This is a genomic window from Streptomyces sp. NPDC059989 (assembly GCF_042736975.1).
In the GTDB taxonomy this organism is placed as follows: Bacteria; Actinomycetota; Actinomycetes; order Streptomycetales; family Streptomycetaceae; genus Streptomyces.
This window is the reverse complement of record NZ_JBHWUO010000011.1, coordinates 146,457-163,346: the sequence shown is the minus strand read 5'-3', so window position 1 is coordinate 163,346 and position 16,890 is coordinate 146,457. Positions and strand designations below refer to the sequence as shown.

General features: G+C 71.9%; 13 protein-coding genes and 1 pseudogene. 7 read left to right on the top strand and 7 right to left on the bottom strand.

What is annotated here, in order from left to right; all coding sequences use genetic code 11:
- Window positions 1–155: 155 nt before the first annotated feature.
- The gene (locus ACFWBN_RS12790; RefSeq protein ID WP_385175020.1) at window positions 156–1,190 is read left to right on the top strand and encodes a WxL protein peptidoglycan domain-containing protein; all 1,035 of its coding nucleotides are present in this window, start codon (window positions 156–158) and stop codon (window positions 1,188–1,190) included.
- Between the two features lie 78 nt (window positions 1,191–1,268).
- On the opposite strand, the gene ACFWBN_RS12785 is transcribed toward ACFWBN_RS12790, so the two are convergent.
- The 4 genes from ACFWBN_RS12785 to iolC are packed head-to-tail and all read right to left on the bottom strand — an operon-like array spanning window position 1,269 to window position 6,660.
- Window positions 1,269–2,768 carry a CoA-acylating methylmalonate-semialdehyde dehydrogenase gene (locus tag ACFWBN_RS12785; RefSeq protein WP_385175017.1) on the bottom strand — a complete coding sequence of 500 codons (1,500 nt, stop codon included), beginning with the start codon at window positions 2,766–2,768 and terminating at the stop codon, window positions 1,269–1,271.
- A gap of 13 nt (window positions 2,769–2,781) precedes the next feature.
- On the bottom strand, window positions 2,782–4,650 hold the full coding sequence (iolD, locus tag ACFWBN_RS12780) for a 3D-(3,5/4)-trihydroxycyclohexane-1,2-dione acylhydrolase (decyclizing) (protein ID WP_385175012.1): 1,869 nt from the start codon (window positions 4,648–4,650) through the stop codon (window positions 2,782–2,784).
- Entirely contained in the window at window positions 4,647–5,705 is a 1,059-nt protein-coding gene (iolB, locus tag ACFWBN_RS12775; protein ID WP_385175009.1) for a 5-deoxy-glucuronate isomerase, read from the bottom strand. The genes iolD and iolB overlap by 4 nt, the downstream gene beginning before the upstream one ends.
- Window positions 5,689–6,660 carry a 5-dehydro-2-deoxygluconokinase gene (iolC, locus tag ACFWBN_RS12770; RefSeq protein WP_385175006.1) on the bottom strand — a complete coding sequence of 324 codons (972 nt, stop codon included), beginning with the start codon at window positions 6,658–6,660 and terminating at the stop codon, window positions 5,689–5,691. Before iolC ends, iolB begins: the two co-directional genes overlap by 17 nt.
- A 42-nt stretch (window positions 6,661–6,702) precedes the next feature.
- Between iolC and ACFWBN_RS12765 the strand changes: the two genes are divergently transcribed.
- The 3 genes from ACFWBN_RS12765 to ACFWBN_RS12755 all read left to right on the top strand — a co-directional run bounded on the left by ACFWBN_RS12765 (window position 6,703) and on the right by ACFWBN_RS12755 (window position 9,092).
- The gene (locus ACFWBN_RS12765) at window positions 6,703–7,617 is read left to right on the top strand and encodes a sugar phosphate isomerase/epimerase family protein (RefSeq protein ID WP_385175003.1); all 915 of its coding nucleotides are present in this window, start codon (window positions 6,703–6,705) and stop codon (window positions 7,615–7,617) included.
- 20 nt (window positions 7,618–7,637) lie between these two features.
- Window positions 7,638–8,648, top strand: coding sequence for a Gfo/Idh/MocA family protein (locus ACFWBN_RS12760; RefSeq protein ID WP_385174999.1), 1,011 nt, complete (start codon window positions 7,638–7,640; stop codon window positions 8,646–8,648).
- A 243-nt stretch (window positions 8,649–8,891) separates the two neighbouring features.
- Window positions 8,892–9,092 (top strand): AlpA family transcriptional regulator, encoded by a 201-nt coding sequence (locus ACFWBN_RS12755; RefSeq protein WP_030710687.1) that lies wholly within the window; start codon window positions 8,892–8,894, stop codon window positions 9,090–9,092.
- 58 nt (window positions 9,093–9,150) lie between these two features.
- On the opposite strand, the gene ACFWBN_RS12750 is transcribed toward ACFWBN_RS12755, so the two are convergent.
- Window positions 9,151–11,397: an MMPL family transporter gene (locus tag ACFWBN_RS12750; RefSeq protein WP_385174995.1), complete on the bottom strand. Its 2,247-nt coding sequence runs from the start codon at window positions 11,395–11,397 to the stop codon at window positions 9,151–9,153.
- Between the two features lie 132 nt (window positions 11,398–11,529).
- On the opposite strand from ACFWBN_RS12750, the gene ACFWBN_RS12745 reads away from it, so the two are divergent.
- Complete coding sequence (locus ACFWBN_RS12745; protein ID WP_385174991.1) at window positions 11,530–12,201, top strand: TetR/AcrR family transcriptional regulator; 672 nt, start codon at window positions 11,530–11,532, stop codon at window positions 12,199–12,201.
- On the opposite strand, the pseudogene ACFWBN_RS12740 reads toward ACFWBN_RS12745, so the two are convergent.
- Window positions 12,202–12,325: pseudogene (locus tag ACFWBN_RS12740) on the bottom strand (cation:proton antiporter); the annotation flags it as partial.
- A 147-nt stretch (window positions 12,326–12,472) separates the two neighbouring features.
- Here ACFWBN_RS12740 and ACFWBN_RS12735 point away from each other — a divergent pair.
- Complete coding sequence (locus ACFWBN_RS12735; protein WP_385174988.1) at window positions 12,473–12,703, top strand: heavy-metal-associated domain-containing protein; 231 nt, start codon at window positions 12,473–12,475, stop codon at window positions 12,701–12,703.
- A 114-nt stretch (window positions 12,704–12,817) separates the two neighbouring features.
- Window positions 12,818–15,091: a heavy metal translocating P-type ATPase gene (locus tag ACFWBN_RS12730; RefSeq protein WP_385174985.1), complete on the top strand. Its 2,274-nt coding sequence runs from the start codon at window positions 12,818–12,820 to the stop codon at window positions 15,089–15,091.
- A 386-nt stretch (window positions 15,092–15,477) separates the two neighbouring features.
- Here ACFWBN_RS12730 and ACFWBN_RS12725 read toward each other — a convergent pair whose 3' ends face one another.
- Window positions 15,478–16,767 (bottom strand): citrate synthase, encoded by a 1,290-nt coding sequence (locus ACFWBN_RS12725; protein ID WP_360902915.1) that lies wholly within the window; start codon window positions 16,765–16,767, stop codon window positions 15,478–15,480.
- Window positions 16,768–16,890: the final 123 nt, after the last annotated feature.

Here is a 16,890-nt window from a genome sequence, read left to right as displayed (position 1 = left end):
GTGTTGCTTTTTTTTTTTATCTCACACACACACCCCCCCGGGGTGGGTCACTTTCTCTCGGGCCGTCCCGGTCCGCCCCCCCCCCCCGGGGGGGGGGGGGCGCGCCGCCCCCCCACCACCCCTTCCCTCTTTCCGCGCCGACTGGAGAACCTCCCATGCACACCCGCACCTCTCCGTACGGTCTGCTCGTCGGCCTGCTGCTGGCGGTCGCGGGCCTGCTGACCACCGCCGCCCCCGCCACGGCCGCGGACAACGGCACCTGGGGGGTCTTCCCCACGCCCCCGGCCGGTGCGCCGATGACCGACCGCGGCTACTTCTTCCACCAGGGCGCCGCCGGGACCACCGTCGGCGACAGCGCGACGATCCTGAACTCCTCCGACAAGGACCTGACCTTCCAGATCTTCGCCACCGACGCCGTGAACACCCCCGCGGGCGGCGCCTTCGCGCTGCTGCCGGTGGAGACGAAGCCCAAGGACATCGGCGCGTGGATCACGCTGGCCCCGGAGACCGCGACCACCGTCACCGTGCCGGCCAAGGGCCGCAAGGACATCCCGTTCACCGTGAAGGTCCCGGCGGACGCAACGCCCGGCGACCACGTCGGCGGGATCGTCGCCCTCAACACCGCCGTGGAGGGCGTGCAGCAGGAGGGCAAGGTCCAGGTCGGGGTGAAGCGCTCGGTGGGCGCCCGGCTCTACTTCCGGGTGCCGGGGCCGCTGACCCCGGGGCTCAGCGTGGAGGACGTGCGGGTCAGCCGGTCGGCGCCGCTGCTGCCCTGGGTCAAGGACGCCCGCGCCACCATCTCGTACGCGCTGGTCAACCGGGGCAACGTGGTGGTCGAGCCGAAGGTGGCGGTCTCCGCCGAGGGCCTGTTCGGGCGGGAGGTGCTGGACCGGCCCGCCCGCGAGCTGAAGCTGTCGCTGCTGCCCGGCCAGCGGATCGAGCTGACCGAACCGTGGCCGGACGCCCCCCAGTCGGACTGGGTGACCGTGAACGTCCGTGCGGGGGCGACGGCCTACCCCGAGCTGGTCTCGGAGTCCGAAACGGACTTCGTCGCCGTACCGTGGCCGGCCGTCGGGGCGGTCCTGGTGCTGATCGGCGCGGCCACGGCCTTCCTGGTGCTGCGCCGGCGCCGACGGCACCTCGGGACGCAACAGCCGGAAGCGGAAACCCACTTCGCCCAGGCGCGCTGACCGGCTCCGGCCCGGAAACGCGACTCGCCCCCGCGTGAGGGTTGCGGGGGCGAGCGGTCCTACAGGCCGTGCGGTCGGTCAGTGGTTGCGGGGGAAGCCCAGGTCCACGCCGGCCGGGGCGTCCGAGGGGTCCGGCCAGCGGGTCGTGACGACCTTGCCCCGGGTGTAGAAGTGGATGCCGTCGTTGCCGTAGATGTGCAGGTCGCCGAAGAGCGAGTCCTTCCAGCCACCGAAGGAGTGGTAGCCCACCGGCACCGGGATCGGCACGTTGACGCCGACCATGCCCGCCTGGATCTCCAGCTGGAAGCGGCGGGCGGCGCCACCGTCGCGGGTGAAGATCGCGGTGCCGTTGCCGAACGGCGAGGCGTTGATCAGGGCCACGCCCTCCTCGTAGGTCTCGGTGCGCAGCACGCACAGCACCGGGCCGAAGATCTCGTCGCGGTAGGCGTCGGAATCGGTCTTCACGTTGTCGAGCAGCGAGAGGCCGATCCAGTGGCCGTTCTCGAAGCCGTCCACCGTGTAGCCGGTGCCGTCCAGGACGACGTCCGCGCCCTGGTCGGCCGCGCCCTTGACGTACGAGGCGACCTTGTCGCGGTGGGCGGCCGTGATCAGCGGGCCCATCTCGGAGGTCGGGTCGTTGCCGGGGCCGATCTTGATCTTCTCGGCGCGCTCGCGGATCTTCTCGACGAGGGTGTCGGCGATCGAGCCGACGGCCACGACGGCGGAGATCGCCATGCAGCGCTCGCCGGCCGAGCCGTAGGCGGCGGAGACCGCCGCGTCGGCGGCCGCGTCCAGGTCGGCGTCCGGGAGCACCAGCATGTGGTTCTTGGCGCCGCCCAGCGCCTGGACGCGCTTGCCGTTGGCGGAGGCGGTGGTGTGGATGTGGCGGGCGATCGGGGTCGAGCCGACGAAGGAGACGGCCGCGATGTCGGGGTGGGCCAGCAGGGCGTCGACGGCGACCTTGTCACCGTGGACGACGTTCAGCACGCCCGCCGGCAGACCGGCCTCGGTGGCCAGCTGGGCCAGCTTGACGGACGCGGACGGGTCCTTCTCGCTCGGCTTGAGGATGAAGGTGTTTCCGCAGGCCACGGCCAGCGGGAACATCCACATCGGCACCATCGCCGGGAAGTTGAAGGGGGTGATGCCCGCGACCACGCCGATCGGCTGGCGGATGGCGGAGACGTCCACGCGGTTGGAGACGGAGGTCGACAGCTCGCCCTTGAGCTGCGTGGTGATCCCACAGGCCAGCTCGACGATCTCCAGGCCGCGGGCGACCTCGCCCAGCGCGTCCGAGTGGACCTTGCCGTGCTCGGCGGTGATCAGCTCGGCGATGGCGTCGCGGTTGGCGTCCAGCAGGGCGCGGTAGGCGAACAGCACCTTGGTGCGGGCGGCCAGCGAGGACTGGCCCCACGTCTGGAAGGCCTCCTTCGCGACCTGTACCGCCGCGTCGACCTCTTCGGCCGAGGCGAGCGCGACCTGCGTGGTGACCTCGCCGGTGGCCGGGTCGGTGACCGGGCCGTAGTTGCCCGACGCGCCCTCGACGGTCTTGCCACCGATCCAGTGGTTGACGGTCTTCATGTGCCTTGCTCCTTCACAGATGGCGACGTCGCTGCGCGGCTTGCCGGTCGTACTCTTCACGGGCCAGGTCCGCCGCCTTGCGGGTCGCGGTCTCGGCCACAGGAACATCCCACCACGCCTGTGCCGGGGGTGGGCCCGACACAGTGTCGGGCGTTCGGGTCTGTACGTAGACACATGTGGGACGCGTCGCCGAGCGGGCCACGGCGAGGGCTTCGCGCAGGTCACGTACGGTGCGGGCACGGATCACGACCATCCCGAGGGAGGCCGCGTTGGCCGCGAGGTCCACCGGAAGGGGGTCACCCGTGTACGAGGCGTCGGCCGCCCGGAAGCGGTACGCGGTACCGAATCCCTCGGCGCCCACCGCCCCCGAGAGGCCCCCGATCGACGCGTACCCGTGGTTGTCGAGGATGAGCACCCTGATCGGGATCCGCTCCTGCACCGCCGTGACGATCTCGGTCGGGTTCATCAGGTAGGTCCCATCGCCGACCAGCGCCCAGACCGGGCGGCCGGGGGCGGCGAGGGCGACCCCGATCGCGGCCGGGATCTCGTAGCCCATGCAGGAGTACCCGTACTCCAGGTGGTACTGGTCCGCCGACCGGGCCCGCCACAGTTTGTGCAGGTCACCCGGGAGGGATCCGGCCGCGTTGACGAGGATGTCTGTGCCGTCGACCAGCGCGTCGAGCAGCCCGAGCACCTGGGACTGGGTGGGCGGGACCTCCTCGTCGGGAGCCGCGTACGCCCGGTCGACCAGCCGCTCCCAGCTCCGTTTCCCTTCTTTGTACGTCGACTCGTACGAGGGGTCCACGCGGTACCCGGCAGCCGCGTCCCGGAGGTCTTCCAGGCCCACTCGGGCATCGCAGACCAGCGGCCGGGCGGCGAGCTTGTGGGCGTCGTAGGGGTCGAGGTTGAGTCCGATGAAGCGGACGGCGGGGTTCTGGAAGAGGGTCGCCGAGGCGGTGGTGAAGTCCGTGAGCCGGGTCCCGGCGGCGATCACCAGATCGGCCCCGCGGGCCAGCGCGTCGGCGGTGGCGGTGCCGGTGTGCCCGATGCCGCCCACCTCCGCGGGGTGGTCGTGGGGCAGCGCCCCCTTGCCCGCCTGCGTGCAGGCCACCGGGATCCCGGTGGCCTCGGCGAACTCCGCCAGAGCCGCCTGGGCCCCGCTGTGCCGGATCCCGCCGCCGGCGACGATCAGGGGGCGCGCGGAGCCCCGTACGGCTTCGGCGGCCGCGGTCAGCTCCGCGCGGTCCGGCCGGGGGCGGCGGACCCCCCACACCCGCTCGGCGAAGAACTCCTCGGGCCAGTCGTACGCCTCCGCCTGCACGTCCTGCGGCAGCGCGAGGGTGACGGCCCCCGTCTGGACGGGGTCGGCGAGCACCCGCACGGCCTGGAGGGCGGCCGGGATCAGGGCCTCGGGGCGGGTGATCCGGTCGAAGTGGCGGGAGACGGGGCGCAGGGCGTCGTTGACGGAGAGGTCACCGGCGTAGGGGACCTCCAGCTGCTGGAGCACGGGGTCGGCGGGCCGGGTGGCGAAGGTGTCCCCGGGGAGGAGGAGGACCGGGATCCGGTTGATCGTCGCCCCGGCCGCGCCGGTGACCAGGTTGGTGGCGCCGGGCCCGATGGAGGTGGTCACGGCGTGGGCGGACAGCCGCCCGCTCTGCCGGGCGTACCCGACGGCGGCGTGCACCATGGCCTGCTCGTTGCGCCCCTGGAGGAAGGGCATGGCCTCGGGCCCGCTCTCCAGCAGCGCCTGCCCGATCCCCGCGACGTTCCCGTGCCCGAAGATCCCCCAGGTGGCGGCGATCAGCCGGTGGCGCTGCCCGTCGCGCTCGGTGTACTGCCTGCTCAGGAACCGTACGAGCGCCTGCGCGACGGTGAGCCTCATCGGTGGTCCTCCTGGATCCGGGGGAAGGGCAGCCGGGGGTCGATCTCCTGCCCCGGCCAGGTCTCGCGGATCCAGGCGTGGTCGGGGTGGTCGCGGATCAGCCACTCCCGCTCCTCGCCGGGTGGCCCGGCCATCACGTTCAGGTAGTACATGTCGTGCCCGGGGGCGGCGATGGAGGGCCCGTGCCAGCCGTCGGGGATGAGCACGGCGTCCCCGGTGCGCACCTCGGTGAGGATGTCGGTCTTCCCGGCGGGCGAGGGGGTCACCCGCTGGTAGCCGAGCCCGGGGGTGCCGTCGTGCGGGGCGATCTCGAAGTAGTAGATCTCCTCCAGGCGGGACTCGGTGCCGGGGTGGTGCTCGTCGTGCTTGTGGGGCGGGTACGAGGACCAGTTCCCGCCGGGGGTGAGCACCTCGACGGCGATGAGCCGGTCGCACGCGAAGCCGGCCGGTCCCGCGGCGGCGAAGTTGTTGACCTGCCGGGAGCAGTGCCCGGCGCCGCGCAGCTCGACGGCCACGTCTGCGGCCGGGCCGTACCGGGCCGTGAGCCGGCGCTCGCACCGGGCCCCGACGAGCGCGAACCGCCCGCCTCCCGCTGAGCGGACCTCGGCATGCCCGTCCCTGGGCAGGTAGGCGAAGTCGGTGATCCCGTCGAACACCCCGGTCCGCCCCCGCAGTTCGAAGACCTCTGGCCCGTTGCCGGGCTCTGCCCGGACCCGCGCCTCAAACGCCGGCGAGGCTGGATTCGTCCCGCCTGGCGCAGCTGGACCTGCGGTCCGCGCGTCCCCTCCGTCGGGCGGGTTGCCGCGCAGCGGCAATTCCAGCCCCTCCGGCGTTTGAGGAGCGGGGTGCGGGGCGGAGCCCCGGTCTTCCAGCCCCGCCGGCGATTGAGGCGCGGGGTCTGGGGCGGAGCCCCGGCAGCGGACGCGGCAGGCGCCCGACAGCGGGAGCACGATCCACTCCGCGTCACCACAGACGTGCGCGTAGGTCTCCCCCGGAGCAAGGTCCAGGACCACCAGCCTCGTCCACTCCATCCCCCACTCAGCAGCCACCGGCACGGCCCACCACCTCCTCCACCTCGTCGGAGAACGGCATGGCCGTCGAGCACGCCAGCCGCGAAGCCACGATCGCCCCCGCCGCGTTGGCGAACCGCATGACCCGCTCCAGCCCCCACCCGGCGAGCAGCCCGTGGCACAGCGCCCCGCCGAACGCGTCCCCGGCCCCCAGTCCGTTCACCACCTCCACCGGCACCGGCGGCACCTCCGCCACCGTCCCGTCGCGGTGGACCGCCAGCACGCCCTCTGGACCCCGCTTGACCACCGCCAGCTCCACGCCGGCGGCGAGCAGCGCCCGCGCCGCCGCGTACGGCTCCGTCGCCCCCGTGGCGATCTCGCACTCCTCCGCGTTGCCGACGGCCACCGTCGCCCCGGCCAGCGCCCGCTCGTAGTACGGCCCGGGTTTCTCCCGCCACAGCATCGGCCGCCAGTCCAGGTCGAACACCGTGATCCCGGACTTGGCCCGCGCGTCCAGCGCGGCCAGCGTCGCGGCCCGCGAGGGCTCCTCGCTCAGGCCCGTCCCGGTCATCCAGAACACCCGTGCGGCCCGTACCGCCTCCAGGTCCAGCTCCTCCGCCGCGATCTCCAGGTCGGGGGCCTTCGGCAGCCGGTAGAAGTACAGCGGGAAGCGGTCGGGCGGGAAGATCTCGCAGAAGGTGATCGGCGTGGGGAAGTCGGTGACCTCGGCGACCCACCGGTCGTCCACTCCGAACCCCCGCAGCTCGGCCCGCAGATACGCCCCGAAGGGGTCCGCCCCGGTGCGCGTGATCATCGCCACGCGCCGCCCGAGCCGGGCCGCCGCGACGGCCACGTTCGCCGGGGAGCCGCCCAGGAACTTGCCGAAGGTCTCCGCGTCCGCCAGTGCTACGCCGGTCGCCAACGGGTAGAGATCCACCCCGATCCGGCCGATCGTGATCAGGTCGAACGCGAACGGATCGCCGGTGCCTGTGCCGGTCACGGTCAGTCCTCCCAATTCGTCTTGCACCCTAAGGTGGCCGCTATGACGTCCTCCCCGCCCGCGTTGACCCGTATCCGTATCGGTTCGGCTCCGGATTCCTGGGGTGTCTGGTTTCCCGACGACCCCCGGCAGACCCCCTGGGAGCGGTTCCTCGACGAGGTCGCCGACGCGGGGTACGAGTGGATCGAGCTCGGCCCCTACGGCTATCTGCCCACCGATCCCGCGCGACTCGCCGAGGAAACCGCCAAACGCGGGCTGCGGGTCTCGGCCGGAACCGTCTTCACCGGACTCCATCACGGGCCCGCCGTGTGGGAGGACACCTGGGAGCACGTGTCGCGGATCGCGGCGCTGACCCAGGCCATGGGCGCGGCCCATCTCGTCGCCATCCCCTCTTTCTGGCGGGACGACAAGACCGGCGAGGTACTGGAGGACCGCACCCTCACCCCCGGGCAATGGCGTGAACTGACCGCCCAGACCGAGCGGCTGGGCCGGGAGGTGCTGGACCGGTACGGGCTGCGGATCGTGGTCCACCCGCATGCCGACACGCACATCGACACCCCCGAGAACGTGGCCCGCTTCCTGGACGCCACCGACCCCGGCCTCGTCTCGCTCTGCCTGGACACCGGGCACTACGCGTACTGCGGCGGCGACAGCGTCCAGGCCATCGAGACCTTCGCCGAGCGGATCGGCTACCTGCACCTCAAGCAGGTGGACCCGCGCGTCCTCGCCGAAGTCGTCGCCGACCAGGTGCCCTTCGGGCCGGCGGTGGCCCGCGGGGTGATGTGCGAACCGCCGTCGGGGGTGCCCGCGCTGGAACCGGTGCTGGCGGCGGCCCAGCGGCTCGGCGTGGACCTGTTCGCCATCGTGGAGCAGGACATGTACCCCTGCGAGCCCGACCGGCCGCTGCCGATCGCCCGCCGCACCCGCGCCTACCTGCGCTCCTGCGGCGCCCGCTGAACCCCCGGGAGGGATACGACATGAGCACGCTCGGTATCGCCGTGATCGGCACCGGGAAGATGGGGACCGACCACGTCCGCCGGATCGGCCGGACCGTCGGCGGGGCCCGGGTGGTGGCCGTGGCCGACCCGGACGGGGACCGGGTCAAGGAGGTCGCGGGCGCTCTGGACGGGGTCGGCGCGTACACCGACCCGGCGGCCGCGATAGCCGCGCCCGGAGTGCAGGCCGTCCTCATCGCCTCCCCCGGACCCGCCCACGAGGAGGCGATCGGACATGCGCTGGCGCGGGAGCTGCCGGTGTTGTGCGAGAAGCCGCTCACCCCGGATCCGGCGGGGGCGCTGCGCATCATGGAGGCCGAACGGCGGCTGGGGCGCCGGCTGGTCCAGGTGGGCTTCATGCGGCGCTACGACGCCGAGTACCAGCGGCTCAAGGAGCTGCTGGACGGGGACGGGATCGGGCGGCCGCTCTTCCTGCACTGCCGGCACCGCAACGCCTCCTCGCCGTCCTTCTTCACCAGCGACATGCTGATCAGCGACTCGGTGGTGCACGAGGTGGACGCGGCCCGCTGGCTGCTGGGGCAGGAGATCACCGCGGTCACCGTGCTCTCCCCGCGACCCACGGCGGCCGCCCCCGAGGGGCTGCGCGATCCCCGGCTGGTGCTGCTGGAGACCTCCGGCGGGGCCGTCGTCGACGTGGAGATCTTCGTCAACTGCGGTTTCGGCTACCAGGTGCAGTGCGAGGCGGTCGGCGAGTCGGGCAGCGCCCGGATCGGCGACGGCCACGCGATGGTGGTGCAGTCGGCGGGCCGGTGGGGCGGCGCGATCGACCAGGACTTCACGGTGCGCTTCGCCGACGCCTACGACCGGCAGCTGCGCAGCTGGGTGGCCGCGGCGGCGCGGGGCCGGGTGGCGGGCCCGGACGCGTGGGACGGCTACGCGGCGGCCGCCGTCTCGGAGGCGGGCCTGACGGCCTCGCGCACCGGCGTACGGACCCCCGTAGAGCTGGCGGAACGCCCGGCCCTGTACCACTGACCCCTTCCTGCAGGGCCATTTCCTCCCGTGCGACCCCTGTGCCACATCTGTCACAGGGGTCGCCTTTGTGTCACGCATGTCCGCATTACGCGGGTCTTCCGTCACAGGCGTTCTACAGCCCCTCCCCTGCCCTCACCCAGCGTCGTTCCCCGGGCAGAACCCCGAGTGATCGTCAGTGTCCACGCGCCGGCTCCCCCGACGGCCTCCCGGCCGGCCCCGCGGCGTGGACAAGGAGGTGCCGTCATGAGCGACCGACAGCTGTGGTCGTACAAGGAGATCGCTGCCCACATCCGGGTCCAGCCGGACACCGTGCGCTCCTATCGCAAGCACGGCCTGCTCCCCCCGCCCGACCATGTGGAGGGCGGCAAGCCCTATTGGTACGCCGACACCGTCCGAGCCTGGGTGGCCCGCCGCCCCGGCAACCGAGGCCGCCGCGAAGACTGACCCCGCCTCCCCCAGCCCAGGGACGGAGCCCACCGGGGCCCCGTCCCGCCGCGCACCCCTACCGTGTCCCGGCCGGGACGGGCTCCGGCGCTTCCGCCGTCGGCTGCGGCGACTCCCCCTCGCTCAGCCCGATCCGCTCGTGCAGCCGCCGCAGCGGGCCCGGCGCCCACCAGGTAGCCTTGCCGGTCAGCTTCATGACCGCCGGGACCAGGAGGCTGCGGACGACCATGGCGTCCATCAGGACCGCCAGCGCGATCCCCAGGCCCAGCATCTTGGTGTTGGTCACCCGCGAGGTGCCGATGGCCACCATCACCACCGCCAGGATCAGCGCCGCCGCGGTGATCAGCCCGCCGGTACGGGCCAGTCCGGTGCGCACGGCCCCCTCGTGGTCCCCGGTCCGGTCGTACTCCTCCTTGATCCGGGATATGAGGAACACCCCGTAGTCCATGGACAGTCCGAAGGCGATGCAGAACATCAGGACGGGCAGCGTGGTCTCGATGTCCCCGGTTGCGGTGAAGGAGAGCAGCCCGGAGAGGTTGCCGTCCTGGAAGACCCACACCACCGCCCCGAACATCGCGGTCAGGCTGAGCGCGTTGAGCAGTACCGCCTGGAGCGGTATCAGCAGGCTCCCGGTGAGCAGGAACACCAGCAGCAGGGTGGCCAGTACCACCACGGCCAGGGCGGTGGGCAGTTCGGCCGCGATGGCCTTCTGGGCGTCGACCAGCACCGCCGCCTCCCCGGTCACGGAGGTCGGGAACGGGGCTTCCACCTTCCGCACCTCGCCGACCAGGTCCTGGGCCTGCTGCCCCACGGCCTCGCCCTCGGAGACCACCGAGAGGTAGGCGTACTCGCCCCCGGCGCCCTGGCCGACCGGACCCTCGACCCGGATCACCCCCGGCAGCCCGGCCAGCCGGTCCCGGTACGCGGCCAGGTCCGCGGGGCCGGCCGCGCCCTCGGTGAGGACGGTCAGCCGGCCTCCGGGGCTGCCCTGGAAACCGTCCCGGATCTGCTGCTGGACCACATGCGACTCGGCGGTCTTCGGCAGCTGCCGGTCGTCCACGGTGCCGAACTTCACCCCGAGGAAGGGCAGTCCGAGGAGCAGCAGCCCGGCGGTGGTGGCCACGGCGAAGACCGGGGCCCTGCGCATCACCAGCGCGGCGGCGCGTCCCCAGCCCCGCCCGGGCTCGGCCGCACGGTCCTCCCCGGCGCTCTGGGAGCCCCGCGCGCCGCGCCGCCACATGCGCCGCAGGTCGAGGGAGTTGACCCGGTCGCCGAGCAGCACCAGGGCCGCCGGCAGCAGGATCAGCGCGGCCCCCGCCGCGAGGAGGACCACCGCGACCCCGGCGTAGGCGAAGGAGCGCAGGAAGTACATGGGGAAGAAGAGCATCGCCGAGAGGGAGACCGCGACGGTCAGCGCCGAGAACAGCACCGTGCGCCCGGCGGTGCGCAGGGTGGCTCCCACGGCCGCGACCGGGTCCCGCCCGGCGGCGAGCTCCTCGCGGAACCTGCGGACGATGAACAGGGCGTAGTCGATGGCGAGGCCGAGACCGAGCGCGGTGGTCAGGTTCTGGGCGAAGACGGAGACGTCGGTGAATTCTGTGAGGCCGCGCAGCACCGCATTGGTGCCGAGGATGGCCACGATGCCGACGCCGAGCGGCAGCAGGGCCGCTATGGCGCTGCCGAAGACGAGGACGAGCAGGACGAGGGTGACGGGCAGGGCGATCATCTCGGCGCGAAGGAGGTCCTCCTGGATGGTCTCGGTCACCTCCCGCTGGACCGCGACGGGTCCGCCGAGCGAGACGCGCACCGGCCCGTGCTCACCCCGGTAGCGCGGGGCGATCCGCTCCAGCACCCCGGTGGCGGCCTTCTCGTCGCCGAGCACGCGGGCGGCGATCAGGGCCTGCCGGCCGTCCTCGGAGCGCAGCGCGGGCAGTCCCGTGCGCCAGTAGGAGCCGACTCCGACGACCCCCTGCTCGGCGGCGAGCTGCGCGGTCAGCCGCTCCGCCTCGGCCGCGACGGCGGGATCGTCCACCCCGGCGGCCCCCGGCCCGGCGTCGACGAGCAGCAGCAGATTGGGCTGGGAGCCCGGGAATTCGCGCTCCAGCGCTCTGGCGGCGAAGGTGGACTGGGCGCCCGGGTCCTCCCAACCGCCGCTGCCCATCCGGTCGGCGACGCCACCGCCCGCGAACACGGCCAGCGCCGTGACCACGAGGGCGAGCAGCAGCGAGAGCCGCGGCCGGGCCGTGACGAACCGGGTCCACCTGCCGATCTCCCCGGACGACGGCGGTTTTTTGACTTCGGACATGACTCGGGTGTCCCCTTCACCGTGATTGCCAGGCCGAATAGACTGGCAAACACGAGCAGTCGCTCGCGTTTTCTCAGAATGCGAGTGATCTCTCGTGTTTGTCAATCACCCACGGGAAGCAAGGGATTGGACATGCCGAGGGCAGCCAAGGACAAATCCACAGAAACCGGTGCGGAGAGCGACGCCGACACGGCCGCCCCGCGCCGCCGCCAGGCCCGCGGCGAGCGCCGGATCAGCCAGCTCCTGGCGGCCGCCGCCGGCGTGTTCTGCCGTACCGGCTACGCCGCCGCCAGCACCAACGCCATCGCGCGCGAGGCCGGCGTATCACCGGGCACGCTCTACCAGTTCTTCCCGAACAAGGAGGCCATCGCGATCGAGCTCGGCGGCCAGCTGCTCCACCGCGCCCAGGAGACGCACGGCCAGGCCTTCCTGCCCGAGAACCTGTGCCGCCCGCTGCCCGAGCTGCTGGACGCCGTCCTGGACCCGCTCATCGCCTTCAACTGCGAGAACCCGGCCTTCTGGGCCCTCATGCACGGATCCGGCATCCCCGGCATCGCCCAGGAGCACGAGGAGCTGCACTCCACCATGCTCGGGCGGGTCCAGGGCGCCCTGCGCACCATCAGCCCCGAGATCGCGCCCGCCGAACTCGACCACACCTCGAACATGATCCTGGGCATCTTCAAGTCGTCCCTGGACCTGATCCTGGCCCACGAGGGAGCCGAGCGCGACGCGTACGTCGCGGAGCTGAAGACCGTCCTCCTGCGCTACCTGGAGCCGATGGTCACCACGACCCACTCCCGGTGACCCGCTGAGCAGCAGGGCCATGGCGATGATCGGCCCGAACTCGCCGATCGCCCCCCATCGCCGTCATCACCGAGCCGACCCGGCTCCGCAGGTCCCCGGCATCCCTCAGCACCGGCAGGATCGTGCAGTCCTGGGGGCGTGGGCGAAAGAGAGTGGGCGTCGACACTCGCTTCCATACCCCCTAGGGGTATAGTCTCTGATTGTCGGGAGGACGGTGGAGTGATCCGCCACCCCCGGCGACCGGACACGTACGCCTGAAGAGGAGAACGAGATGACCGCCGAGACGGACACCCAGACCACCACCGTCTACCGGGTGACCGGCATGACCTGCGGGCACTGCGAGGGTGCGGTGACCAAGGAGCTCGCCGCCCTGCCGGGCGTCAGCTCGGTCAAGGCCGTCGCGGCGACCGGCGAGGTCACCGTGGTCTCCGCCGCCCCGCTCGCCGACGAGGACGTCCGCGCCGCCGTGGACGAGGCCGGCTACGAGCTCGCCGAGGTCTGAGCACCGGCGGCACCGGCGGCACCCCGCCACGCCCGCAGCACCCCGCCGGGCCGTACCGACCAGCTCATACTGGTTCCGTACGGCCCGGCCCGCACTCCCCCCTGGAGCCGGAACATGACCAGCACAGTGCACGACGGACCCATAGCGGCGGTCGAGCTCACGATCGGCGGAATGACCTGCGCCTCCTGCGCGGCCCGCATCGAGAAGAAGCTCAACCGGATGGACGGCGTCGAGGCCACGGTGAACTACGCCACCGAGAAGGCCAAGGTCACCTACAGCGGTGACGTCCAGGTCGCCGACCTGATCGAGACCGTCGTGAAGACCGGGTACACCGCCGAGGAGCCCCCGCCGGCTCCGGCCGCCGCCGGGGAAGGCACCGAGGGGAGAGGGGAAGCGGAAGCGGAGACCGAGGCCCCGGACCGGGTGCTCGCCGCCCTGCGCCAACGGCTCCTCGTCTCCGCCGCGCTCGCCCTGCCCGTCGTCCTGCTGGCCATGGTCCCGTCCCTCCAGTTCGACAACTGGCAGTGGCTCTCGCTGACCCTCGCCGCCCCCGTCGTGGTCTGGGGCGGGTTCCCCTTCCACAAGGCCGCCTGGACCAACGCCCGGCACGGCGCCGCCACCATGGACACCCTGGTCTCGGTCGGCACGCTCGCCGCCTTCACCTGGTCGCTGTGGGCCCTGTTCTTCGGCCACGCCGGCATGCCCGGCATGCGGCACGGCTTCGACTTCAGTGTGTCCCGCACCGACGGATCCTCCGCCATCTACCTGGAGGTCGCGGCGGGCGTCATCTGCTTCATCCTCCTCGGCCGCTACCTGGAGGCCCGCTCCAAGCGGAAGGCCGGCGCGGCCCTCAGGGCCCTGATGGAGCTGGGCGCCAAGGACGTCGCCGTCCTGCGCGCGGGCCGCGAGGTCCGCATCCCGGTCAGCGCGCTCGCGGTCGGCGACCGGTTCGTCGTCCGCCCGGGCGAGAAGATCGCCACCGACGGCACGGTCGTCGAGGGCAGCTCCGCCGTGGACGCCTCCATGCTGACCGGCGAGTCCGTCCCCGTCGAGGTCACGGTGGGCGAATCCGTCACCGGCGCCACCGTCAACACCTCCGGCCGCCTGGTCGTCGAGGCCACCCGCATCGGCGCCGACACCCAACTCGCGCGCATGGCCCGGCTCGTCGAGGAGGCCCAGAACGGCAAGGCCGAGGTCCAGCGCCTCGCCGATCGGATCTCCGGGATCTTCGTTCCCGTCGTCCTCGTGCTCGCGCTGGCCACCTGGATCACCTGGCTGCTGATCACCGACGATCCCACCGCCGCCTTCACCGCCGCCGTGGCCGTCCTGATCATCGCCTGCCCGTGCGCCCTGGGCCTGGCCACCCCGACCGCCCTGATGGTCGGCACCGGCCGGGGCGCGCAGCTCGGCATCCTCATCAAGGGCCCCGAGGTACTGGAGTCCACCCGCCGCGTGGACACCGTCGTCCTGGACAAGACGGGAACCGTCACCACCGGCCGGATGACCCTGGCCGGCATGCACACCGCCGAGGGCGTCGAGGAAGCGGAACTCCTGCGCCTGGCAGGCGCCCTGGAGCACGCCTCCGAGCACCCGATCGCGCGGGCCATCGCCGCCGCGGCGGCCGAGCGGGCCGGCGCCCTTCCGGTCCCCGAGGGCTTCGAGAACCACGGCGGCCTCGGCGTCCAGGGCGTGGTCGACGGACACGCCGTCCTGGTGGGCCGCGAACAGCTGCTGTCCGACTGGTCGATCGAGCTGCCGGCCGAGCTCAAGGAGGCCAAGGCGGCCGCCGAGGCCGAGGGCGGCACCGCCGTCCTGGTGGCCTGGGACGGTGCGGCGCGCGGGGTCCTGACCGTGGCCGACGCGGTCAAGGAGACCAGCGCCGAGGCGGTTTCCCGGCTGCGGGCGCTGGGCCTCACCCCGGTCCTGCTGACCGGCGACAACCGGGCCGTCGCCGAGACGGTGGCCCGCGCGGTGGGCATCGACGAGGTGATCGCCGAGGTGCTCCCGCAGGACAAGGTCGACGTCGTACGCCGCCTCCAGGCGCAGGGCCGTACGGTCGCCATGGTCGGCGACGGGGTCAACGACGCGGCCGCGCTGGCCCAGGCCGACCTGGGCCTGGCCATGGGAACCGGTACGGACGCGGCCATCGAGGCGGGCGACCTGACCCTCGTACGGGGGGACCTGCGGGTCGCGGCGGACGCGATCCGGCTGTCCCGCCGGACCCTGGCCACCATCAAGGGCAACCTGTTCTGGGCCTTCGGCTACAACGTGGCGGCCCTGCCGCTCGCGGCCGCCGGACTGCTCAACCCGATGATCGCGGGGGCCGCGATGGCCTTCTCCTCGGTCTTCGTGGTGACCAACAGCCTCCGGTTGCGCTCCTTCCGCTAGTGGACCTCCTCCTCACGGTGTACACGATTCCTTCACGGGAGACGCAGATCACAGTGATCGCAACGTAACCATCCGGGGTCGTCACGGGTCTAATGGGGCGATGCCAGGAACGTCTTGGGGGACGTTCCACGGATGTCTTGGGGGACGTCCGGGGGCATCGGCCGGCCGGGACACGTGCCCGCGGGAAGCCTTGAGCGGCCTTCCCGACCCGAACGGGTCCCGGCACACACCGACGCCCCGGCGCGGGTCCCGTGGGGGGAATCCGTACCGGGGAAAGGAAAGCGCCCCGACCGTCGACCCGTGGGGGGATCGACGGCGGGGCGCTTTTCGTATGCGCTCGCGGCGTGTTGGCGCCGAAGGCGTACCTCGGGTCAGCGGACCTCGGGTCAGCGGGCCTCTACGGGAACGAAGTCGCGCAGGACCTCGCCGGTGTAGATCTGACGCGGGCGGCCGATGCGGGAACCCGGCTCCTTGATCATCTCGTGCCACTGGGCGATCCAGCCGGGAAGGCGGCCGAGCGCGAAGAGCACGGTGAACATCTCGGTCGGGAAGCCCATGGCCCGGTAGATCAGACCGGTGTAGAAGTCCACGTTCGGGTAGAGGTTGCGGGAGACGAAGTACTCGTCGGCCAGCGCGTGCTCTTCCAGCTTCAGCGCGATGTCGAGCAGCTCGTCGCTCTTGCCGAGCGAGGAGAGGACGTCGTGCGCCGCGGCCTTGATGATCTTCGCCCGGGGGTCGAAGCTCTTGTAGACGCGGTGTCCGAAGCCCATGAGGCGGACGCCGTCTTCCTTGTTCTTCACCTTGCGGATGAAGGCGTCGACGTCGCCGCCGTCGTTCTTGATGCCTTCCAGCATCTCCAGCACCGACTGGTTGGCGCCGCCGTGCAGCGGGCCCCACAGCGCGGAGATGCCGGCCGAGATCGAGGCGAACATGTTCGCCTGCGAGGAGCCGACCAGACGCACGGTGGAGGTCGAGCAGTTCTGCTCGTGGTCCGCGTGCAGGATGAGCAGCTTGTCGAGCGCCGCGACCACGACCGGGTCCAGGTCGTACTCCTGGGCCGGCACGGAGAAGGTCATGCGCAGGAAGTTCTCGACGTAGCCGAGGTCGTTGCGCGGGTAGACCACCGGGTGGCCGACCGACTTCTTGTACGCGTACGCCGCGATCGTCGGGAGCTTGGCCAGCAGCCGGATCGTCGAGAGGTTGCGCTGCGTCTCGTCGAACGGGTTGTGGCTGTCCTGGTAGAACGTCGACAGCGCGCTGACCACGGAGGACAGCATCGCCATCGGGTGCGCGTCACGCGGGAAGCCGTCGTAGAAGCGCTTGACGTCCTCGTGCAGCAGCGTGTGCTGGGTGATTTCGTTGCGGAACGACGCGAGCTGGTCGACGGTCGGCAGCTCACCGTTGATCAGCAGGTACGCGACCTCGATGAAGGTCGAGCGCTCCGCCAGCTGCTCGATCGGGTAACCGCGGTAGCGCAGGATGCCCTGCTCGCCGTCGAGGTAGGTAATCGCGGACTTGTAGGCCGCGGTGTTGCCGTAGCCGCTGTCCAAGGTGACGAGCCCGGTCTGGGCCCGCAGCTTCGAGATGTCGAAGCCCTGGTCACCGACGGTGCTCTCGACCACCGGGTAGGTGTATTCACCGTCCGCGTACCGGAGTACTACAGAGTTGTCGCTCACGTCATCCCTCACCGACGTAGTGCCTCTTCTTCGAGGTGCCCTGACTGCCTCTACCTTCCCCCATTTGGCGCAGGAGAGTGCACTCGGGGTCGGCCTTTGGTGCTTTTGACGGCACTCAGTGCC